This is a genomic window from Verrucomicrobiia bacterium (genome assembly GCA_035577545.1).
Lineage (GTDB): Bacteria > Verrucomicrobiota > Verrucomicrobiia > Palsa-1439 > Palsa-1439 > Palsa-1439.
Window position 1 is genome coordinate 255,801 of sequence record DATLVI010000004.1, and the last position, 24,243, is coordinate 280,043.

The window sequence follows — 24,243 nt, forward strand, 5'->3', positions numbered from 1 at the left end:
TGCTACGTATTAATAATCAGCATTCATGAAGGGCAGCCAATCAATGATTCGATATCTCGGCGGCGCTTTCGCGCTGATTTCCATTTTTCTCTCTACCGCGACCGCCCAAACCGTATTCACGGAAGCCGGCGGTGTGATCGTCATCGAGGCGGAGAGTTATTCCAACAACATTGCGCGCATCACCGACGGCACAAACTTCCAGTGGGTCACCAACAGCACGGTCACCGGCTTCAGTGGCACAGGGTACATGGAGGCACTACCGAACATCGGTACGAACCTGAACACCACCTGGGCGACAACAAGCCCCGAATTGGACTACGCCGTCAATTTTGCCAACGCGCTGACACACTACGTCTGGATTCGCGGTTACGCGGTCACGAATACCGATGACTCTGTCCACGCGGGGATCGGCGGCACGACCAACACCGCGGCGAACATCACCTTGAGCCAGTATGGCGTCTGGCAATGGACGAGGACGAACACACTGAACGGCGTCGCCACCTTGACCGTCAACACAACGGGCCTGCAGACGTTCAGCTTATGGATGCGCGAGGATGGCTTGCGTGTTGATCGCATCATCCTTACGACGAACAACAATTTCCAGACCACGCTTGGCACCGCCTTCCACATTCCCAGCGACATTGAGGCCGGTAATAGCGGACTGACAATGCGTAGCCCCCTGAGCGGGATCTCGTCCAACACGAAGGTGTTCCTCTATACGGGCAACCAGTTTCAAGGCCCGGGCAACCCGGGAAACCAACTGCAGACGGGCAGCACGATCTTTTATCGCAATGCGACGAACTCGACGTGGAACTCGATCCCGATGTTTTTCTGGTATCAAGGTGGCGCGAGTGGCAACAACAAATACTACTCGAACTCCATTCCCGCGAATCTCTTCAACCCTGGCGACACGGTTCAGTATTATTTTAAGATTCCGTACAGCGACCATCTGCCGGCCTTTCTGTACGGAAATGATAACGCTTCCCAAAGCACCGAGATCGAGAGCGTCGCCCAAGCCAGTCCGTTTAGCTACATAATCGCGGCAGGCCTGCAGCCATCGGGGCCATATGTCTCCTACACCAATTCTGTGGGTCCAACGCTCTTTGAGACCCGTGTTTACCAGAACACAGGTCACGTCACGCTCACGGGCCCCGATCTTGCGGGCAATGCGCTGACCAACACCATCACCGTGGAGCCGATATCCGCCACGGTCAACGGCAACTCGACCAGTGGGGGCACGGTGCTGTCATCGACCGCGCTGAGCAACGGGGTGCAATTTACGCAAGTGTTTGGCGCCACGAGCATCGTTGTACAAGTCACGTTTCCAAGCCCGGACATCATGCACTATGAGGTGGTCGACTGGGGCGCGCAGGTTGTTACGTCCACAACCATCACGGTACCCTCGGACTCCAGCGAACACTTCTATGGATTTGGGGAGAAATTCGATGCGCTCGACCAAGCGGGCAACCGGGTCCACATGCTGACAGCGGACATCGCGGGCACGAAGGGCGACAATTCATACAAGGTCGCTTCGTGGTTCATGAGTACCAAGGGTTACGGTTTTCATCTGGATTCGACGGACGAAAGCTACTTCGACATGCGTAACTCGGCGCCCGACCGCTATGTCATTAATAATTTGGTGGGGAACAGCAGCTTCGGCGGGTATGTCACCAATGCCGTAAAATTCAACATCGTGTACGGTCCGTCACTGCCCGATGTGCTGACGCGATACACAGGTTACACGGGACGGCCGGCGTTGCCACCGAAGTGGGCATTTGCCCCGTGGATGTCCAGCGACATCTGGCACAACGGTGGCGAGGTGCGTTACACGATCAGCAAGTACCGCGCGCTCGGGATTCCAGGCTCGGTGTTCGTCTTCGATTCACCATGGGAGGTCGGTTACAACGATTTGACCTGGAATATGACGCAGTTCGGTGGCGGCGGAACGTATGAAGGCACGAACTACGCGGGATTTACCTCGGTCACCGACATGATGACATTCTTCCGTACGAATGGATTCTATACCGTTTGTTGGTTCACACCGTTCATCAACACGGACTCATCCTGTTGCGGCGAAGTGTCGGGACAGAATCTGGGCCAATCGGCCAATTATGCGGCCGGCGCGGCGAGCAATTATTTCGCGCGAGCGTCGGCCAATGGGCCACCCTTGGTCGTGAACTGGTGGAAGGGCACGGGCAGCCCGGTAGACTTCACCAACCCGAACGCGAAGCAATGGTTCCAGAACCAGCTCAATACCCTATTGGCGGCGAGCCAGAGTGGCGGCTACAACGTTATCGGCGGGTTCAAGACCGACGACGGCGAAACCGGTAACGGCTCGAACACGTATATTCCCACGAATGCAGTTTACTTCGACGGCCGCACGGGCGTCGAGATGCGCAACGGTTACTGCGTCGAATACCATAAATCTGTGTGGAATGTGCTCGGTACTAATGGGCTGCTCTTCGCGCGCAGCGGGTTCGTCGGTTCGCAGGCGTTTCCCGGATATTGGGCGGGCGACAACGAGCCGAATTTCGGCGATGCCAATGGGCTGCCCAGCGTTGTCTTAGCAGGCCTGTCCTCGGCAATGAGTGGGTTTTCCATGTGGGCCTCGGATGTCGGGGGCTACCAAAACTCGAACCCCAGTTCCTCACGAACAAACCTGTTCATGCGGTGGGTGCAATTCGGGGCCTTTTCACCGTTGATGCAAATGCATCGTCAAGTGGACACGAGCACCTTACTGCAATTCCCCTGGGGATATGGCGCCGACGCGCTCACCAATTATCTGTACTATGCGAAGTTGCATACGGCGCTGTTCCCGTACCTCTACTCGTACGCGCTACAGGCGAGCACGAATGGGCTGCCGATCATGCGCACGCTCGTCCTGATGAACCAGGCCGACGCGAATACCTACGGCAGTGTGTACAACACCAGCCATTCGTTCCTGTTTGGTAATGAACTGCTCGTGGCACCGGTCATCACCAACACGGCCACATCGCGCACGGTTTATCTGCCGCAAGGCAACTGGTACGATTACTTTAGCAACGTCCGCTATGGTGGCAGCCAGACCATTACCTGGGTGAATGCCGACCAACACCAGATGCCGCTGTTCGTGCGCGAAGGCGCAGTCATCCCGATGATTTCCACGAACGTGCAGACGCTGGCTGATCCCGCGTACGTCAGCAATCCCAATATCATTACGGCGGATAGTTCCTTGCAGTTTCTGGTCTACCCAACGACGAATTCCAGCTTTACTGTCTATGACGGCACCAGTCTCTCGTGCCAGTCCAATGGTACAATCATCACGGCTACGCTATTCTCTGTCCCACGCCCGATCCTGATGCGATTCTACGCAGCGCAGCCGTTCGGTGTCGAACGCGATGGCGTACGCCTTCCGCAACTGACGAACAGCGCCGACTTTGCCGGGGTGAGCCTCGGCTGGTTTTACGACAGCGCGGGGTTTGTGAATGTTAAATTCAACCATGTGGGCAGTTCCGCACAGATTGCATTTGGGCCGGATTCCGTGGGGGATGGCATCTCGGATTCATGGCGCGCCACACAGTTCGGATCGCCGACGTCGACTAATAGCGAGTCGTGCGGGACTTGCGACCCGGACGGGGACGGCTTGAACAACATACAAGAATATCTGGCCGGGACTTCGCCACAGGACGCCAGCAATTTTCTTCGGGTAAACTCATTTTCCCCGAACGGGAATGACGCGGACATGGCTTTTGGGACAGTTTTGGGGATGAATTACCGTGTAGAGTACACTTCCGATCTGGTTACTGGCGTGTGGCTTGTGTTGAGTAACAACATCGCTGGCAATGGGGGGATCATCCAGATCATCGACCCGGGTGCGATCAACCAATCGACACGATTCTATCGGGTTAGATTGTTGCCGTAGAATTGGTTACAGCGTAACATGACAGAGAATCTGTCCTTCGTATGTCTTTAGAATTGACATTTTTGCGCATATCTATACAGTCTACCTCACGGTAGGTAAAACGTTCTTACTAAGAAGTATCCCACGGTAGCTAGGGCCCAAGGGAATCCGTTTTCGCGAGATAAGAATCAGGTGAGGATTTTGTCTACACGCTTTTTCTATGGTTGTAGTGTAACGCTTTTCCTGGCGTTTACTGCAGTCGTCCCTGCCTTCGCCGTAAATGATTTTAGAAATGACGGCACCTTTGGAACTGCGGGCGGTGGGTCGTTGGTGACGAATTGGTCGTTCAGCGGTAACTGGAGTTCGGGATCGCCCCCGGCCAGTGGTCAAGGTGATATCAATATCACCAATGTCTTCCTCCAAGATCTAACGATTACCAATGCCAGCGGAACCGGCTTAAATTTTCTTCGGATTATTTCCGGATCCGGTAAAGCCGCGAGCACGACCTCCAATATCACGGTCATCACTAGTGGCGACCTTTCTAGCAGCTTTGGTTTTCAGATCGGTCAGAAAGCGTCTTTAATTCTCAACGGAAACAACTCCACGATTGCTGGCAACTCTTTTGACCTCAGTGGAGGCGGGACGTTGGGAATCAGTAACGGGGCGAGTTTATTCATCAATGATACAGCCGACGTTAATACTACGGGTGGCACCATTATCTTTAATACCGCGTCGGCTAATCAGGTATCCGATATCAATTACGCCCAAGGCGGGCACAACTTCATTAACGGCAACACCAGTACGATCATTGCCGGCGGTTCGGGTACGAACATATTCGTTGGCAATTTCGGCGCTAACAACCAGTGGTTCGAAAACGCCGGCACGATTATTGTGAACGGTGGCGCTTTCACGGTTGATTCGCGCGATGCCAACACGAACAGCGGCTTCACGAATACAGCCACGGGGACCATCATTATCAACTCGGGCGCCAGCTTCAATGTGAGGCGCACGAGTGCAGCCTGGGGCGGAACGGCCGCGCCGGCCAACATGGGTACAATCATGTTGAATGGCGGTACATTTACCGCGATTGACGATGGCGGTCAGAACGTCAGCCGGACAAATCAGAACAGTGGTGTGATTTCGGGCAATGGGACACTCGCCGTGGCTATCCGGAATAACAGCGCCGGTTCGATCATTGCCAGCAACGGAACATTGGCTGTTTCGAATGTGGTGGGGAACGTAGGCACGTGGGTCGCCAAGTCCGACGGTAGTGGGGGCACGCTACTGTTCCAGTCCGGTGGTGATCTCGGTGGTGGCACGATCTTCATGACGAATGCCACGCTGCAATTAAGCCGCCTCAGCGTTGCGAACACGCTGACGCTGGCGACGTCTTACCTGAACAACAACGGGACATTGCTTTTGGGTAATACTGGTGGCAGTGGCAGCACTTTTACCATGGCGAACGTCGCCGGGCTCTCGGCTTTCACCAACTCGGCAACGATTGGCGGGCGAGGCACGTTTGTTACCGGCTTTGGCACGGGCGCCAACAACAACTATGCGTTGGTCAATACTGGCACCCTGGTCGCTGGCGGTGGCGCGATTGGAACGCTGACGGTCGCGGTGGGCGACACCGCGACGGTGGGCGGGTTCAGTAACGCCGCTACCGGGCAGATTATAATCACGAACGGAACGTCGTTCTCTCTAAATCGCACGGCGAACGCGTGGAACAACAATGCCGCTCCCGTTAACGCCGGGACAATCATCATGAGCAATGGAACATTTGTTGCCACCGACGGCAATGGGTCAGCCAACTCTGCGACACGGTTCCTGATTAGTAGCGGTACGATCACTTCGCTCGGCGCATCATCCCTTGTCACCAACTACTGGAACGCGAATGTTGAGAACCGCGGGACCTTGTTTGTCACCAATAGCAGCACCTTTCAGATTCTGGGAAACAGGGCAATGACCAACGTTGTTGGCGGCCAGATCATCCTGGGCAATAGCGCTGGCCAGCTTGGGACGTTGATTGCGACCAACATTGGGGACAACGGCAACTCTTTGCTCAATCAAGGACTCATTCAAGGCCAGGGTACGCTGACATTGGGCATCGCGAATGATCCGCGCGCAAGCGGTTCGAGCGCCAACTACGTGAATACTGGAAACCTGGTGGCTACGAATTGGGGTGGGGCGGCTGCCGGGACGCTGTTTATCAGTGTTGGCAACGCGTTTTCCAATGGTGGCTTTAGTAACGCGGCGGCGGGCAGCATTCTGATTGCCTCAAACACCACGCTCACCGTCAACCGTACCGAGAACGCCTGGGTCAACAGCGCGAATTCAGTGGCAAATCTGGGAACCATCACGCTCGCGGGCGGCACGTTGAACCTGGCAGCCGATGGGATCGTGAGTAATGCGGCCAGCTTCATCAACACAGGACTAATCACGGGTTACGGCACGATCGACAGCGTGGTCATCACAACCAACGGCGGCAAAATGCTGGCTGTGGCCACGAACCTTACCAGCGTCGGCACTCTGACAGCCAGAATCGCGAGTACGACCAACAACTCCAGCTCGACGCTTGGCACCATCGGTACCAACTCTGTCCTCAACCTCATCGCTCCGGGTGGACAGAACGTTCTGATTAACCTGGGCACCGTTTCCGTGTCGGGTGGCACCATCAATTTCAACGGTGGCACCGGCACGATAACCAACTTCTTTATCGTCGCCGGTGTGGGGAATCTCAGCAGTTTTGGCATCGTGAACACCGGCGCGTTGGCTTCCGTCGTGGCGCAAGGGCCGATTTCTGGCTTGAGTAACTTGATCGCCAGAATCGGCGTCACGAATTCCGCGTTACTCGGCGCCAATAACCTGATTGGCGGCGCGGCCACGCTGACCCTCGGCACCACCACCGGTGGCGGTTTGGTTAACAATGGCACGCTGGCCGTTCAGGGTGGATTCATCACGGTGACCAATGCGGCGGGAGTCGATGCGGGTGTGACCAATAACCTCGGTCAGGTTTACGGTAATGGGACGCAGAATTTCACTGTTGTCAATTTGGCCGGCGGGTCAATCGTTGCCAGCAACGGACTACTCAAACTCGGCCTGACCGGCGCCAATGTCGGAACCTTGAGCAATTTCAATTCTACTGCGACGATCGTCTTGACCAACACAGTATTGGTTAACTCAGGCCGCATCGCTCTTAACGGTGGCGGCTTGGTCATGGGAGGGAGCACCATCACGAACCAGGGGCTGTTTGTCGGACCGGGTGAGTATTCGTCGGGTCTGTACAATGATACCAACGGTACGGTCGTAGCTGCCGCCGGAACGTTCGAGATTGCGACCAATGGAAATGGCGAGGCGGTTAACAACCTTGGTACGGTTAGCATCGCGAACAGCGGTACACTGAATCTCGGGGTGGGGAACTGGAATAACTCGGGACTGATTGCCAATGGGGGCGGCGTGCTGGGAAGCGTGGGTGCGGGTGTGACCGTGCTGACCAATTCCGGGATTATTGTCAACTCTGGCACCATCGCGCAACAAGTATGGAACACGGGCAGTATCACGAACACCGGTGGTACGTTTGCGCGGTCGATCACAAACAGCACGGGCGGATTCATCCAGAGCGCGGGTGGCAGTTTCTCGGGCGGCACGGTTGCCAACCTCGGTGGCACATTCGTCGCCACCAATGCTAATGTGAACATTCTGGCCACGACGGTCATCAATACGGGCACGATGGTTGGCGGTACTGGGGCGGGCGTGGTTATGACCAATCTCACGGCGAATTTTGTGAACCAAGGGACCATGATCCTGCGAGGCGGGTTCACCGATTCGAACGCTTCCTTTGACATCCTGCGCACGACCGGCGGTTCGGGAGATTTCACCAACGCCGCGAGCGGCACGATTCAGGGTGCTGGCTTCTTTGCGACGGGTGATTTCGTTCCGGGTAGCCGGAACTTCACCATCTGGAACCAAGGTACGATTCTCGCCACGAACGGATCGCTGATCCTGCAACCGGCGGACGCGTTTAACAACGGCGGATTTGTCAACCTGGGCGGCACGGTCATCGTGGCCAACGCTTCCTCGTTCGGCATCCAACGTACCAGCAACGCCTGGGTGAACAGTGGTACGGTCCCGATCAACGCGGGCCTGATCCAAATGAATGGAGGATCACTGGCTTATTACGCGGACGGCTTGACGTTGATCAATGATCGCTCGTTGAGTAACGCACCGAATGGAATCATCAGTGGCTTTGGGACGCTGATGACGAGCGTGAATAATCTGGGCACCATGGCGGCCACCAACGGCAATCTCAACATCAACAATGGTTCCGCGATCACCCAAAACGGTACGATCAGCATTGCCAATGGCGCAACATTGACGGTGTTGGGTTCGGCAGGAAGTTTCCAGAACAACGGACAGATGGCTCTGGCGGGTGGCACGTTCGTGGGCACCAATTTCTCGCAACTGGCCAATGCGGGCACAATCAGCGGTTTTGGTACGATTCAAACCGGCCGACTCAGTGGCAGTGGCGGGGCAAACCAGCAAATAATCAACATGGCCGGCGGGCTTATCGACGCCACCAACGGCACACTATTCCTCAACTCCGGCGACGCATTCAGCAATGGCGGGTTCAGCAACGCAGCCGCCGCAACGGTACGGGTCGAAAACAGCGCGACGCTGGCGCTGAACCGCACGGCCAATGCGTGGAACAACAGCGGGTTGAATCCGCGCAACCTTGGCACGATCACGTTGGCTGGCGGCTCGGTAGTGTCGTATGCGGACGGCGCGGCGGACGCCTCACGATTCATCGATAACGTCAGCGGTACGATCAGGGGTTCTGGTACGGTTTCCGCCAGCCTCACGAACCTTGCCGCCGGCACGATTCGGGCGACGGGCGGGACGCTGGCGCTGCAGGGCACGGGCGTATTTGGCCAGCAGGGCACACTCCAAGTGGACGGCGGAGCGACGTTGCTGATCAGCAATGTGAACGGCCTGGCGTCATTGAAGAATGCCGGTACGATCAACATGAACGGCGGCACGCTGGTAGCCGGTACGATCACCAATGCCAACTGGATCTTCGGTAGCGGTGTCATCACGGGTGGCGTGAATGCCGGTGTGGTAAGCCTCAGCAACAGCTTCCTGTTCGCGAGCAACGGCGTCCTCTCGACCAGCCTGGGGAGTTTTACAAACGGCATCGGCGTGACGATGGGGACGCTTAGCACCGACGCCGTCCTGAACGTGCAGATGCCCGGCGGCGCATCGCAGCCCTTGATTAACCAGGGACTGCTCAGCTTTGCAGGTGGTACATTGCTGGCCAACGGGACGGGCAGCGGTGTGATCACGAACACCAGTACCGGCGTTATCAGCGGCGTCGGCAATGTTACCCAGACTGTTGTCAACAATGGCACCATTTTGGCCGCCAACTCTGTTGGCAGCTTAAATATCTTTTCCGTTGGGTTAAGCGACATGAATTCCGCGACCTTGGGCGCCAGTAACGGAGCAATCCTGAATGCCGTCATTAGCGGTGGTGCTGGCAGTAGCTTCAACAACAACGGCTCGATTTCGATGATCGGCGGCACGCTGATCATCTCCAACGCCACGCCTGGCGTCATCACCAACAACCTGTTCGTGAGCGGCGTCGGCACCATCACGCCGAACATGGTGAACAGTGGCACGATCCAGGCGACGATTAACGGTGGGGTGCTGGATTTCTCGCTTCTCGGCGGCACGAACGCAGTGGGCGGTTACATCGGCGCCGGATTGGGAGCGTTCGCTCAACTGGAGAACGGCTCTGTGGTCAATCTGGGCACCATCGGCGCCGTGGGTGGCAACGGTGGCACGATTCAACTGGTTGCCAGTTCGGGTGTTATCACCAATCGCGCGCTGATCACGGGGAATGGGAATCTGACGATCAACTCCTTCATCCAGAACGATCCGGTCGGCCGCCTCACCGCCACCAATGGTACGCTTACCGTCAATGGCATCAATGGGTTGGCCAATGCCGGCACGATTGACGTGGAAAACAGCGGGACGTTCCAATCCAATTCCTCGAACTCTTGGAGCAACGCCGGTAACATCGATATGCGTGGCGGTACACTGCGCTCGGGTGGGTTCACGAACGTAGCGGTCAGCGCCAGCTTCACCAATTCCGCCAGCGGCGTCATCAGTGGCTACGGCACCCTGATCGGCGGCGGCGCGTTCGGCCAGACCGGATCCGGGTTCGACAAATCAATCATCAACCTTGGCCTGATCATCGCCACGAATCCGTTAAGCGGCACGGCCCAAACACTGTTCCTTAGCACGGGCGGAGCCACGTCGGGCGGGGGGATCCAGAATCTGGGCACGATGATCGTTTCGTCCAACAACACCCTGACGCTCGACCGGGGCGGGTTGCCGGTCTTGAACACTGGCACAATCACAATCAACAACGGCACGTTGTCGAGCACCAGCACGCTTACCAATACCTTGAACGGGATCATCCAGGGCTATGGCACACTCACGGCCGGCATCGTGAATCAATCCGGCGGCACCATTCGCGCCACCAACGGCCTCTTGACAATGACCAGCACGGTCTTCCCGGTGAATCAAGGCACGTTCGAGATTGACAACAACGCGACCATGACCTGGGACACGAGCAACTCCTGGATCAATAGCGGCACGGTGGACCTACGCGGCGGCACACTGCGCACAGGTGGAGCGACCAACGCAGGGGTCACGGCCATCTTCACGAACCTCAATACGATTATCGGGTTCGGCACGGTGTATGGCGGGGGCGCGTTCAACACCAACGGCGTTGGCATTGATAAGTCGATTGTCAACATTGGCACGGTCATCGCGAGTAACGGCGTATTGACATTGAATACCGGCGTGGCCACCTCGCAGCGCGGTTTGGCTAACCTTGGTACAATGATCATCGCCACGACCAACGATACACTCGTACTGGCGCGTACGGCGGAGGTTTCCCCGGTCCTGACCAACCTGAACTACGTGTATAACAGCGGGACGATCCTGATCAATGGCGGCACGTTGACATCCAACACCTCTGTGACCAACAATAACGAGAGCATCAGTCTACCAGGTTTGATCCAGGGTTTCGGGACCATCGCGCTGACCAACCAGTTGGTGAACCTAGGGACGATTCGGTCCACCAACGCCGTGGTTGGTGGCGACGGGATCTTGCGATTCGTGAATCCCGCCGGCAGCGCGCTGCAGATCAACCAGAGCGGCACACTGGTGGTTGAAGACGGCAGTCAGATGCTATTCGGTGGTGATACCAACGCCCCCTTGTTGAACAGCGGCACGATCGCGATGAACGGCGGTATCTTGCGCAGCGGCCTGTTGACCAACAGTTTCGGCGCCACGTTCCGGGGCTTCGGGACAATCACCGCCAGCATCATCAATTCGGGCACGGGATTGGCCACTGCGATTTCCGCGCCATTACATCTGACCGGCAGCAGGGTGTTCAACCAGACCAACGGCGTATTCGGAGCGAACAACGGACGCTTGATCGTGGACGCGGTGTTCACCAACGCCGGCACGGTCAGCTTCATCAATAGCGTGGGTACCTTCACGAGCGCGGTCGTCAACAAGGGCGCCTGGGTCATGGACCCGAGCACCAACGTCTTTCTCGCTGATTACACGGTCACCACCAACGGCTACCTCAGCATGACCTCCGGCGATGTAAGCATTTTCAAGAGCAACTTCGTCAACGTCAGCACCCTGTCCAACAAGTACAACACGCTCAATGGCAAGTTCGTCATGGACGGACAGGGTACGCAACAGTTCTCCGTGGCGGGGATCAACCTGGGCGGGTTCGCCAGCAGCGTGCAGTCCTCGAACGAGATCTTCTTCTCGAACGGGAGCGGGACGTTCTCGACGAACTCGTTTAGCCTGGGCAAGAACGATACAATCTACGGATACTCCAACAACTTCGCGTTGGGTGCCCTGGAGTTGAGCAGCCTCTCAACCACGGTTGTGATGGACGCCTTTGGCACGGTCGGCACCAATGACGGGCTGGTGGCCGGGCTTTACTTGAACACCCTGACCCTGGATCCCGGCTCGTTGCTGATCATCAGCAACAACGTCGAGTTGTACTTCCAGAGCACCAACGGGGTGACGGGTGTGGGCCTCGGCGTGCTGGGCGCGGGTGACAACATCCTGATCCTTGATGGCGGCTCCTTGCATCAACTTATGGTCGTTCCTGAACCCAGCATCCTCATGCTGCTCACCGTTGGCGCGTTTGCCATCCTGAAGTACCGGCGATGGTCCGGTAGAAAACAGAAATAACCGTCGCGCCTGCAACCGCCTGGAACCGGCACTTCAGTCGGTTGCGCGAGCGGACAGCGGGAGTGGCACATCCAGCGTCTTGGCCCAGGAAATAAGTGCCGGCAGAATTGTCGGGTGTAGTGCGACGCCACTTGCCAGTTGTTCCCTGCGACGCAAGAGCGCAGCTTGCCCCGGAAGGCGAACGGGTGGTTTTCCCAGGGGCACTGGAGTTTCCTGGCAGAGCTCCGCAAAGAAACTCATCTCGTGTAGAAGAGCTGCCCGCCCACCGAAGCGGTCAGGATCCAGAATCTGCAGGAACACCGAGGCCCCCCAGCGCGATTCACCGGCGGCGCGACCGTGGCCGCCGAGTGCGTTCGTAAGCGCTTCGACAAGAATCGCCAGGGCAAACCCTTTGTAGCCGAGGTCCATGCCGCCCAGCGGTAGGATTGCGCCTCCTCGTTGGCTATCCAGAACGCGCGGGTCATCAGTCGCGTGTCCGTCACGATCCACAAGCCACGCTCCTGGCAGCCTTTCCCCGGCCGCAGCCAGTCGATTGCATAGTCCGTTGGAAGTTGAGGCGGTGCTGATGTCGATCAGAATCGGGTCGCCGTTGGTCGGAATGCCAGCGGCAAGCGGATTTGGGCTGAATCGTGGGGCGATCCCACCGTGCGGTGTGACCGTGCGTGATGCGGGGTCAGAGCAACCAAGCAGGATGACAAATTCTGCCTCGGTAACGGGTCGAAGATACGCCTGCAGACAAGCGATGTGGTGGCTGCGGCGAATGGAGATAGTGACGACAGGGTGCTCTGCGAGGCGGGTCTGCGCAATCGCGATGGCTCGACGGACGAGCCAGGGCCCCGGCAGGTAACGTCCTTCCCAGGTCAGCGAAGAACCGTGATCACCAATAACGCCGGGTTCACCATCCGTTTCCATCGTCCGCTCCTGAATGGCCCTGAGGTACGCAGGGAGCAAAGCGAAACCGTGGGTGGTATGCCCGAGCAGGTCGCCTTCGAGAAGCACTTCCGCCACGTCGCGCGCGCGATCTTCGGCCAGACCGCAGGATGTCAAAAGGGATTGCCCGAAGCGTTGTAGCTCTGTCACGTCGAAGCTGGGCGCGCCGTGTTCTGTGCGTAGCGACATGGGCTACAGGGTGTATTTCAGCGCGGCTTCGATCGTCTTGGCGAAACGAAATTGCAGTTTCTTCCGAATTTCGGCCGGCACATCGGCCAAATCCTTGCGGTTCTGGTCGGGCAGGACAACGGTGGTCACGCCCGAACGCGCGGCCGCCAATACTTTCTCTTTGATGCCGCCGACGGGCAGAATTTTCCCGCGAAGCGTGATTTCACCCGTCATGGCCAACGCGGGTTTTACGGGCTTGCGCACCAGCAACGAAGTCAAGGCGACCGCCATCGTTACGCCGGCCGATGGCCCGTCTTTCGGGATCGCACCGGCGGGTACATGGACATGAATATCCGACTTCTCAAAGGTCTTGGGCTCGATCCCCAATTGCTTTGCCCGGGAGCGCACGTAGCTGAGCGCCGCTTGCGCGCTCTCCCGCATCACATCCCCCAACGAACCGGTCAAGATCAAGTTGCCCCGGCCCGGCATCTGCGTGGCTTCGATGAACAGAATGTCACCGCCCGCTGCCGTCCACGCCAACCCGATCGCCACACCCGGGTCGGTTGTGCGTTCCGCCACGTCATGGAAGAACTCGACGGAACCGAGAAAACTTTTCAGGTTGCGCGGCGTGATGGACACCGAGTTCGCCTTGTGTTCCACGATTCGACGCGCGGTGCGACGGCAAATCGTCGCGATTTCCCGCTCCAGGTTGCGCACCCCGGCCTCCCGTGTGTGGTCGCGGATGATGGCGGCCAGCGCCTCCTTGCTCACGCGGAGTTGCGTCTTCTTCAGCCCATGCTCGGTCAGTTGTCGCGGCACCAGATACTTTGTTGCGATGTGGATCTTGTCTTGTTCCGTGTAACCCGGCAACTCGATGACCTCCATGCGATCGCGGAGGGCCGGTGAAATCGGTTCCAAAAGGTTCGCCGTGGTGATAAACATCACGCGCGACAGATCAAACGGAATCTCGAGGTAGTGGTCCGAAAAACTGTTGTTTTGTTGCGGGTCGAGCACTTCCAACAGCGCGGAACCCGGGTCGCCACGGAAATCCGCGCCCACCTTGTCGATTTCATCCAGCATGAAGACGGGATTGTTGCTCTCGGCGCGGCGCAATCCCTGAATCACACGACCTGGCAAAGCGCCGATGTACGTGCGGCGGTGGCCGCGAATTTCCGCTTCGTCACGAACACCCCCGAGTGAAATGCGGATGAATTTCCGGCCCAGCGCCCGCGCGATGCTCATGCCCAACGACGTCTTGCCGACCCCCGGCGGCCCTACGAAGCACAGGATCGGGCCCTTGCCGGTGGGGGCTTCGTGCGTCCCGTTGCTCTTCAGCTTCAACACGCTCAGGTATTCGAGGATGCGTTTCTTGACGTTATCGAGATCGTAGTGGTCCTCGTCGAGAATGCGCCGGGCCTGCGCAATGTCGAGTTTGTCCTCGGTGGATTTCGACCAGGGCAACGCGATCAGCCAATCCAGGTAGGTCCGTGCCACCGCATACTCCGCGGCAGCGGGTGTGATCGTCCCCAGGCGGTCGGCTTCTTTGATCGCGACCTTCTTCACCTCGGGTGGCATCTTCGCCTTGTCGATCTTGTCCCGTAATTCGCCGACCTCCGAACCTTCACCGGTTTCCCCGAGTTCTTTCTGAATCGCCTTGAGTTGCTCGCGGAGGAAATATTCGCGTTGGCTCCGGCTGAGCGCTGTGTTGACCTTGCTCTGGATTTCCGTGCCGAGGTGGAGCACTTCGACCTCGCGGTTGAGCAGGTTGGTGAGCAAGGTGAGCCGCGTCTTGATGCTGGTGGCTTCCAATAACCGCTGTTTCTCCTGCAACGGCACGTTCAGGTTTGCAGCGATGACGTCCGCCAGTTTGCTCGGATCTTCGATGTTGACGACCGCGACCTTGAGCTCGTCGGGGAGCGACGGCGAAAGGTTGATGATCTCCTGGAACAGGTTGCCGGCGTTGCGCGCCAGCGCGGACGTTACGAGAGTGGGGTCGAGTTCGTCGTCGAGGGGCGCAACTTCGGCCTGCAAATACGGTTTGTCCGACTCGACGCGGACAATCCGCATCCGTTTCAGGCCCTGGATGAGCACGCGAACGCTGTCGTCTGGGAATTTCAGCATCCGCATCACGCGGGCAACGCAGCCGTAGGGAAGCAATTGGTCAGGTCGCGGCTGTTCGAGATCGGGGTCCGTCTGCAAGGTGACGGCGAGTAGGCGGTTGCCGGCGACCACCTCGTCAATGAGATGGATCGACTGCGGATTGGACACGAGCAGCGGCGCCACCATGTGGGGGAATACAACCACGTCGCTCAGCGGTAGAATCGGCAACCGCGTGGGCAGATCATGCGCGGGCGTCTCGGTCTTCACGACGTCCGTGAGTATTTTGTTTTGGGTCGGATCGGCCATCTATATATAGGATGACGCTGCGCTTCGTGTGTTCCGGACTTTCGGGCCTCGCCTGCGCGCTCCTAGCCCGCTTGTTCGATAATGACGGTGAAAGTCGCGTGTTCGGTCGTCTGGGATTTCGGCAGTTCGATGTGCAGAAACCCATTCTGGAACTGCGCTCGAACGCGGCTGCCATCCACCGAACGGGGGATGACGATCCGCCGCTCGAACGGACCGTAATCAATTTCCATCTGGCGGAACGAGCAGCGTTTCTGGCGGCACGGGTCTTTTCGATGCCCGCGCACCAGCAACAGGCGGTCATTCAAAGTGATTTCGAGGTCCTCTTTCTCAATTCCCGCAATTTCCATCTTTACCACGAGGCCCTCGGGCGTCTCGTAAACATCTGTATTGGGTGTCCATGCGCTGTGGGAAGCGAGCGCGGGCAGGCCCAGATAGGCGAGACTGTCATGCAAATGTTGATCGTACGTCTTGGCCATCACTTTACCCTAGCAATTACAGAATACCCGCCTTCGCGCCGAAACGCAAGTTGCCGCAAACGTTTTCTACGCTCGAAAATGCGCGCCCCTCGAGGCTGCGCTCCGACGAGTGTCGCCGTACGTAACCGCAGAAAGGACACGCACGATCGACGTCCCTCCAGTCGCTGGCGCGGTAGCGATGATAGCCGGGGTGGCGTTGTTGATCGGATCTTTCAAACGGAGTTAGCTTGCGGGGTCCGTATGGGGCATGCGCGGGTCGGCCCTCCGCGACCAGGTTGGAGGCCCCGGTCAAGGGTCTAGAAGTTTGCCAAGGGGTGCCAGCTTTGCGATATGATCGCACACGACTTTGCCAGCCATCAACATGGGAACAGCCAGGAACGCGCCGACGACTCCCCAAAGCCAGGCCCAAAACATTAGCGAGAGGAACACAAAAACGGGATTTACGGTAAGACGATGTCCCAGGATCGTCGGTGTAATGAGATTGGCCTCAACTCCGTGCAACGTCAAATACCCGGCTGCTGGCAGAACGCCGTACACCCAGGAGTCGAACTGAACCAGTCCCGTCACCGCCAGCACAACGACTCCCGCCAATGGACCGAAATAAGGAATGAAATTGAGAAGAGCAGCCATGACTCCCCACATGAGTGGGTTGGGCATCCCGATGAAAAGCATGGCCAAGCCTACACATATGCCAAGGCAGCAGTTAATGATCGCAACGGTGGAGAGATAGGTCGAGATTGTGTATTCGATTTTGTGCGCAATCTTCACAGCCTGGTTCTTGTTTTTGTGACTCGCGAGTACCTGGATCAGTTTTGAAGTGAATACCCCTCCTGATGCCAGCAAGAAATAGAGCAGAATCACCAGGATGACCGCCTGTGTTAGAAAATCCCTCGTCCAGCCCAGTGCGGAGGTTGCCAGATCATTGGAGCGGACCTTAACCTCCGGTGTCTTCTGCTCAGTGTCGTCGGCGATTCCTCTCGCTCTCTCCGCGGCTTCATTGAGTTGTGCCACCGGGCGGATTAGCCTCCGCGCCTTTTGCTCGAATTGCTGCCAATTCTGCGGAGCTTGCTGCAACCATTGGGCGGCGGGCTGGCTAACTTTCGTAACGGCATAAACAACCATAGCCAACACGGACACGAGCACCAAGCCGGCTCCCAGGGCTTGCGGGACATGCCATTTCGCAAGTGCGCGTACCGCCGGGCTGAGCAGGAAACTCAGAAAGAACGCCAGAGTTATCGGAAGGAAAATAATGCGTCCAAAGTACAGTGTGTAAAACACAGCCAAAACAAACAGGCCGGTGATTGCCACGGAATGGACGTGAAACTGTTTGTCGGGAAATTCCGGAAAGTCAGGCTCTCCATTTCCTTGCCGCATACGCTCCCGAACTATTGGTTTCTCGGTCATGTTTGGCGCCACTACTTGGCTCGCGACGCTTGTTTTGCGAAGCGATTCACACAGAGTCCGCTTCTGGATAGACACACTGTACGTACCCGGCTCCAAAATGCTATTAGGGTCGAAACTGAACCGCTTCTAGGGCAACCTCCTAGTGGATCTTGACGCCATGCGTGTAAATCAATGGGTACGAATCCTCATGACGCAAATGGAAATCTCCGGGGAAAAGGTGCGCGTATTCCCCATCTCTCCTGGGTGTTTTGCGGTTGCTGCTGTCCGCCTGAAGCCGTAGATTGACGATCAGCATGAAGATTGCGCTGGCGCAAATAGATACCACCGTGGGCGATTTACGCGGGAATTCTGAAAAGATTCTCGATTTCTACCGCCGCGGGGTCGTTGCGGGCGTTGACGTGGTCATGACCCCCGAGTTGGCCATCACGGGCTATCCGCCGCGCGATTTGCTGGCGAAACACCGCTTCGTTGACGATAACCTCCGCACCCTCGACGAACTGGCCGCGCAAACCGGTCCGACCGCGCTGCTGGTCGGCTACGTGGACTTCAATCCCAAGCGCCCCGGCCGCGACTACGTCAATGCCGTCGCGTTGGTTCAGGACGGGAAGATCATCGAGCGCCGCAGCAAAATGCTGTTGCCGACGTATGATGTGTTTGATGAAGACCGTTATTTCCAATCAGCGGGTTCCAATACGGTGCTCAATTTTGCCAGCCAACGGCTCGGGCTGACAATTTGCGAAGACATTTGGACGCAGGACTATTTGCCCGCGCAACTGTATGAACGCAGCCCCATTCACGATCTGATGAGTGGCCAGGCCCGCGCACAACTCCTGCTGAATCTGTCCGCATCGCCGTATCACCTCGGCAAGGAACGGACTCGCCACGACATGCTGGCAAGCGTCGCGCGACAATACAAAGTGCCGGTGGTGTACTGCAATCTGGTCGGCGGCAATGACGAATTGATTTTCGACGGCAACAGCCTGGCGTTCGACGCTTCCGGCTATCTCCTCGCCCAGGGCGCGGCCTTTGCCGAGGACCTGGTCATCGTTGATTTGGAAGGTCCGCCACAAGCATTCAATCCACTGGAACCTGCCGCGGCGCTCCACGAGGCGCTGGTACTCGGGCTCCGCGACTACACGCAGAAGTGCGGCTTCAAGTCCGTCGTCCTTGGCTTGAGCGGTGGGATTGACTCCGCCGTGACCGCGTGTCTCGCCGTTGCTGCGCTCGGCCGCGACAATGTCCTGGGGGTTTCCATGCCTTCGCAATTCTCATCGAAAGGCAGCATCGAAGACGCGCGCGAACTGGCCGCCAATCTCGGGATTTGCTGGGAGATGATCCCGATTCAGGATGTCTTCGAACAGTTCAAGGCGACGCTGCAACCCGTGTTCAAAGGAAGGCCCGAGGACACGACCGAAGAGAACATGCAGGCACGCATCCGCGGCACGACATTGATGGCGCTCTCGAACAAGTTCGGTCACATGTTGCTGACCACCGGTAACAAATCTGAGCTGGCTGTCGGTTATTGCACGCTCTACGGAGACATGAACGGCGGCCTCGGCGTCATCGCCGACGTTCCGAAGACGATGGTCTACGAACTCGCCCGCTACATTAATCGCGAACGCCCGGTGATCCCCGAATCTTCGCTCACGAAACCGCCGTCCGCCGAACTTCGCGCCAACCAAACTGACCAGGACACGCTCCCGCCGTATGATGTGCTCGACGCGATCATCAAGCTCTACATCGAGGAAGCGAAGTCCACCGCCGAGATCGTAAAGGAAACTGGCTACGACGAGAAACTCGTGCGCGACATCGTCCGCAAGATCGACCTCAACGAGTACAAGCGCAAGCAAGCGCCCCCATGCCTCCGCGTCACCAGCAAAGCCTTCGGCATCGGTCGCCGCGTCCCCATCGCCCAGCGGTATGTGGAACACTAAACGAACCTTTTGGTAGCCTCTTTTCTTTCGCGCCGCCGGCGCTGGCGCGACCCGGTTGGAGAGCCTACTGCGTGCCGAGCTTGGCGAGCAGCCCCTTGTCGCGGGCGACTTCGAACATGTAGTTGAAGAACAGACCCGCGCCGATCAGGTACACCACGTTCAAGCCGAACGCCCACACGAGGTCGTGCGCGGACAATCCTTCGCCACGCAGCACCTGCCGCATACCTTCGAAAACGTAGGTCGCCGGGATGGCCCGCGAGATTGGTTGTATCCAGGACGGCAGTATGTTGAGCGGATAAAAAACCGCGCAGACGGGCTGGATGAGAAACGGGATGCCCCACGCCAGCGCTTCGGCGGATTGGCCCCAGCGCATGATGAGCGCGGTAGTGATCATCCCGACCGCCCAGCCCATTAGCAACAGGCTGGCGAAAAGGGGAAGGAGCGGGAGACCCATTTGAAACAGGTTCCAATGATAGAACCACAATGCCAGCCCGGCCAGGATCCCCACCGTCACCAGGATCTTCACAAACCCCACCACGTAGGTCGCGGCGATAAACTCGCTGACGCGAATCGGCGCGACGAAAATATTAAGAAGATTCCGCGCCCAGATGTCTTCGAGGAACGAAATCGTTACGGCCTGCTGCGCGCGGTAGAGGATGTCCCAAAAGATCATCGAACCGAGCAGGAACGTAACGGCGGCGGGCGGCTGGTGTTCCAGTTTTTGGAGGTAGACCGTAATGAAACCCCACACCAGCAAATCCATCACGGGCCAGAAGAACATCTCGGCCACGCGCGGCACGCTGCGTGTGTACAGGAACGTGTAGCGCAACACGAGCGCACGAATGCGGCCCCAGTTCATCGCGCCTCCTCTCCGCCGCTGGCCAGCACGTCGCCACCGCGCGCGACGCTGATGAAGACATCCTCCAGCGACGTTTGGTTGAACTGGTCCTTTACCTGTTGCGGCGTGCCCTCGGCGATGATACGGCCTTTGTGCATGAACAGCACGCGATCGCAGACCTCCTCGACGTCGCGCATGTTGTGCGAGGTGTAAATCATGGTGATCTGTCGTTCGCTCTGGATGCGTCGCAACAGTTTCCGCACTTTGTCCGCGATATCGGGGTCAAGGCTGGCGGTTGGTTCATCCAGCATCAACAATTCGGGATCGTTCAGCAACGATTTGCACAGATTCACGCGGGTCGATTCACCCGACGACAGGTGGCCGGTGATTTTGTTCCGCAGGTGGGTGATCTCGAACATCTCCAGCAATTCATCGATCTTCTGGCGATGCCCGTTGACGCCATAAATCCTGGCGAAGATCAGCAGGTTCTCCCAGACCTTCAGGTTGGAGGGCAGCCCGGTGTACGCCGAGGAAAAATTCGTCCGCTGGAGAATCTCAATGCGGTGCCGCTCCAGGTCCTTGCCGAAAACCGTGACTTTCCCCCCCGACGGTTTGATCAGCCCAAGCAGGATTTGGATCGTCGTGGTCTTGCCCGCACCGTTGGCGCCGAGGACACCGACGATTTCCCCGCGCGGGACCGTAAATGACACGTCCGCCACGGCCACCGTGCCGTCGAATTCTTTGCGAAGATTCCGGACCTCAACAAGGATCTCAGCCATGCGCGCTCCACCCCGCTACGAGGGGACGGGCGTATTTGGATTCAGATCGCCATCCTCAGCGGCTGCTGGAGCCGCCTCTGCGACAGGCGCGGTTTCAAGCGGCGACTCAGTGGGTGCCAGCTCGGATGGCGCTGCCGCATTCTCCGCGGGAGTTTCGGCTGGCGGCGTCTTCGGTTTCTTGGTCGAAACCGGTTGCGGCGGTTTGTCAGCCAGCGCCCACAAACGGCCATCCGAGAACTCGACCACATAACCGTCCTGGATCAACCAATGCAGGTCGGCCAACACGCGGTCTTCTGCGGATGGCATTGCCGGCGCCGGCGTGGCCGGGACATTGGCGTCTGGAAGAGTGCTGGGAGACGGAGCAGCGGCGTCGACCGTAGGTGCCGGAGCCGTTGCCGGTGGCGCAAAATGCTCGATCAACCGTTTGCGTTTGCAGCCGACATGCTCGCGCAAGAACACGATGATCTTCTGGATCTGTTCCGAGAGATGCCCGATCGACTCGAACCGCTGCGGCTTGATGCGGCTGATGAACGTGATGCCCTTGGGATCCTTGAAGAAATGGAATCCTTCGTGGCGGAGGCGACCGCGCATTTCATTGGCGGTCTTCAATGGGAACTTGCGTTCCTGCTCCCACGCCAGCCGAACCGTCTCGAGGAGCGCGGGGTTTTGGAGCTGACGGCTGGCCGTGCCACTGATCCGCACTTCGGGCGCCGAGGTGACGAACTTCGCCAGATGATTCTCGACAAAATGTTTCTCCACTTCATCACGAGTAGGGAATGTTTTCGGCTCGGCATCGAGCAGACACTCGTACTCGGTCTTGAAACTCATCGAATCCACCCACGCCTTGACCGCTTCGGGATCCTTGACAGTCTCGATGCGCGACTTGAACTCCTCGAAGTGCATGTGCCGCAGTCGCTGCTGGTGATGCCGGACCAACCGGCCCTGATACTCGTGATAATTTGGCGGGCCGAGCCACACGCCCGTGAGGCCGCACCGATTCACAAACGTGAAATTACCCTTCGGCGGATCGACGGGTGTCTTCTTTTCTTTGAGAATCGTTGCGGCATGCTGGCGCAACGCGAACCGCGCGGCTTCGTCCTGTCGCAGAAAGACACTCTCGCCCGGTGTCACCAGAAACAGCGGCTCGGGGTTGTCATTCGCTGGGGGCGGGCGGGTGAACTTCACCAGATGTCGCTCGGGTTTGTTGAGGACGAGCTTGGCGATGTCAAATAAGGTATAAGCCCTCTGGGTCTGCTTCATGGCTTCAACCATCGCGGCGAAGCCCTTGTCCTCCGGCTGGAACGTCACCTCAATCGGCAGAGTGAGCGGAGCGACCGGCGCGGCGGGTCGGCGTTCCGCATCACGTCGCTGTGGTGGTGGTCCACTGCGGCGCTGTTCGGGACGCGGTCCCCGGCGGTCGCCAGATTCGGATGGCCTCGGCGAACGCGGTCGCTGGTCACGGTCGTTACTCCGACGGCGATCACCGTCCGGTCGCCGACCTTCGCCGCGTCGTGGTTCGCGATCTCCGCCAGAATGATTGGCGTAGGATTTGCCAGATGACTTGACCCATTGCGGGGTTAGTTCCAGTTCCTCCAGGGGCAACGCCTGATCTTCCGCGGGCGTTGTGTTCGCTACCGGTAAATCACTTTCTGTCATGAAAATTCAAGGCTCCAAGAATATACCAAGAGGCGAAGGAAGGCCATCCAATTAAGCTGTGACTTAAAGGAATAAATCGGCTAATTTCCCACCCCGTGGTTACGATCCAAAAATATCTTTTGCAAAATCGCCGCCCGTTCGTCGAGCAACTCAAATCATTGGTGCGTTTCCCCAGTGTTTCCACGCAGCCGGAGCACCGCCGTGACGTGTTGAACTGTGCGGACTGGCTCGCCAGACATTTTCGCACCTTGGGGCTGGAAGTCAAACTGTACCCGACGAAAGGTAATCCCATTTTAGTCGCCCGCACTCCCCAGGTGCACGGCCCCAAAGTCCCGAGCGTACTCATCTATGGTCACTACGATGTGCAACCGCCGGAACCGCTCGAGTTGTGGAAAACAGCGCCGTTCGAGCCCGTAGAGCGCGCTGGCAAACTTTTTGGACGCGGCGCCTCCGACAACAAGGGACAATTCTTCGCGCACGTCAAGGCGGTCGAGGCTTACGTGAAAACACGTACAGCTCTTCCCGTGAATGTCACATTTCTCATCGAAGGCGAGGAGGAAGTCGGCAGCCTGAACCTCGTATCGTTCGTGAAACAGCGCGCGAAACAATTGCGCGCGGATTACGTCATTGTTTCCGATACTTCGATGTTCTCGAAGGATCATCCGACCATCACATACGCCACCCGCGGCATCGCCGCGCTGGAAGTGCGCGTGGATGGACCGTCACGCGACCTGCACTCCGGCGTGTTTGGCGGCAGCGTCGCGAATCCGGTAATGACACTCGCCCGGTTGCTGGCCGCCTGCGTGGACCCGAACGGCCACGTCGTGGTGCCAGGCTTCTATGAAGGCGTGCGTCCGTTGGAAAAATGGGAGCGCGACCAGTTCCGCCATCTGCCGTTCAACGAGCGCGCTTACGCCCGTTTCCTCGGGGTGTCGTCTCTCGCGGGTGAAAAGGGATATACAACGCTCGAAAGGCGCTGGGCCCGGCCAACCTTCGAGATCAATGGCGTTTTCGGCGGGTATCAGGGACCCGGGGTCAAAACCATTGTCCCCGCCTGGGCGGCGGCAAAAATTACGTGCCGACTTGTTCCCAACCAAGAACCGGAAAAGATCGCGCGACTCGCGACGCGGTATTTGCGCCGAATCTGTCCGCCTTCCGTGCGGTTGACGATCAAACAGGGCCATCATTCCCGTCCCTTTCACGAATCTCCGCGTGGCCGCGGGGCGAAAGCGGCGGCGATCGCCCTGCGCAAGGCGTTCGGGCGCGAGCCCGTGTTCGCCCGCGAAGGTGGCTCGCTGCCGATCCTCGATATCTTCAAGCGGCACTTGCACGGTGAGATCATTTTGGTCGGGCTCGGCCTGCCCGACGACAACTGGCATTCGCCAAACGAGAAGATGGATCTGGCGAATTTCCACCGCGGTATCGCCATGAGCGCCGAGCTATTGCGGGAGTTGGGGAGCGCGCGTTAGGGAAATTGTACTTCCACAAC

11 protein-coding genes are annotated in these 24,243 nt (G+C 58.0%); 4 read left to right on the forward strand and 7 right to left on the reverse strand.

The genetic code is table 11. The annotated features are described in order from the left end of the window. Positions 1 to 43 precede the first annotated feature (43 nt). Both VNL17_01245 and VNL17_01250 read left to right on the forward strand, forming a co-directional pair. Complete coding sequence (locus VNL17_01245; GenBank protein HXI82695.1) at positions 44 to 3,901, forward strand: TIM-barrel domain-containing protein; 3,858 nt, start codon at positions 44 to 46, stop codon at positions 3,899 to 3,901. 171 nt (positions 3,902 to 4,072) lie between these two features. Next, positions 4,073 to 12,163, forward strand: a complete 8,091-nt coding sequence (locus VNL17_01250; GenBank protein HXI82696.1) for a hypothetical protein — start codon at positions 4,073 to 4,075, stop codon at positions 12,161 to 12,163. Positions 12,164 to 12,196: 33 nt separating this feature from the next. Here the strand turns inward: VNL17_01250 and VNL17_01255 are convergent, their stop codons facing one another. From VNL17_01255 to VNL17_01270, 4 genes are all read right to left on the reverse strand, one after another. Beyond that, positions 12,197 to 13,282: an Ldh family oxidoreductase gene (locus VNL17_01255; protein ID HXI82697.1), complete on the reverse strand. Its 1,086-nt coding sequence runs from the start codon at positions 13,280 to 13,282 to the stop codon at positions 12,197 to 12,199. 3 nt (positions 13,283 to 13,285) lie between these two features. Beyond that, positions 13,286 to 15,667, reverse strand: a complete 2,382-nt coding sequence (lon, locus tag VNL17_01260; GenBank protein ID HXI82698.1) for an endopeptidase La — start codon at positions 15,665 to 15,667, stop codon at positions 13,286 to 13,288. 62 nt (positions 15,668 to 15,729) lie between these two features. Beyond that, positions 15,730 to 16,143 carry an Hsp20/alpha crystallin family protein gene (locus tag VNL17_01265; GenBank protein ID HXI82699.1) on the reverse strand — a complete coding sequence of 138 codons (414 nt, stop codon included), beginning with the start codon at positions 16,141 to 16,143 and terminating at the stop codon, positions 15,730 to 15,732. 288 nt (positions 16,144 to 16,431) lie between these two features. After that, on the reverse strand, positions 16,432 to 17,547 hold the full coding sequence (locus VNL17_01270) for an AI-2E family transporter (GenBank protein HXI82700.1): 1,116 nt from the start codon (positions 17,545 to 17,547) through the stop codon (positions 16,432 to 16,434). 293 nt (positions 17,548 to 17,840) lie between these two features. On the opposite strand from VNL17_01270, the gene VNL17_01275 reads away from it, so the two are divergent. Then, complete coding sequence (locus VNL17_01275; GenBank protein HXI82701.1) at positions 17,841 to 19,481, forward strand: NAD+ synthase; 1,641 nt, start codon at positions 17,841 to 17,843, stop codon at positions 19,479 to 19,481. A gap of 64 nt (positions 19,482 to 19,545) precedes the next feature. On the opposite strand, the gene VNL17_01280 is transcribed toward VNL17_01275, so the two are convergent. Genes VNL17_01280 through VNL17_01290 form a run of 3 tightly spaced genes read right to left on the reverse strand, consistent with a single transcriptional unit; the run spans position 19,546 to position 22,754 of the window. Beyond that, positions 19,546 to 20,340: an ABC transporter permease gene (locus VNL17_01280; GenBank protein ID HXI82702.1), complete on the reverse strand. Its 795-nt coding sequence runs from the start codon at positions 20,338 to 20,340 to the stop codon at positions 19,546 to 19,548. Then, positions 20,337 to 21,098: an ABC transporter ATP-binding protein gene (locus tag VNL17_01285; protein HXI82703.1), complete on the reverse strand. Its 762-nt coding sequence runs from the start codon at positions 21,096 to 21,098 to the stop codon at positions 20,337 to 20,339. Before VNL17_01285 ends, VNL17_01280 begins: the two co-directional genes overlap by 4 nt. 15 nt (positions 21,099 to 21,113) lie before the next feature. Then, a complete protein-coding gene (locus VNL17_01290; protein HXI82704.1) occupies positions 21,114 to 22,754 on the reverse strand; it encodes a hypothetical protein in 1,641 nt (546 codons plus the stop codon). A gap of 95 nt (positions 22,755 to 22,849) precedes the next feature. On the opposite strand from VNL17_01290, the gene VNL17_01295 reads away from it, so the two are divergent. Beyond that, positions 22,850 to 24,223, forward strand: coding sequence for a dipeptidase (locus tag VNL17_01295; GenBank protein HXI82705.1), 1,374 nt, complete (start codon positions 22,850 to 22,852; stop codon positions 24,221 to 24,223). The last annotated feature ends 20 nt before the right edge of the window (positions 24,224 to 24,243 follow it).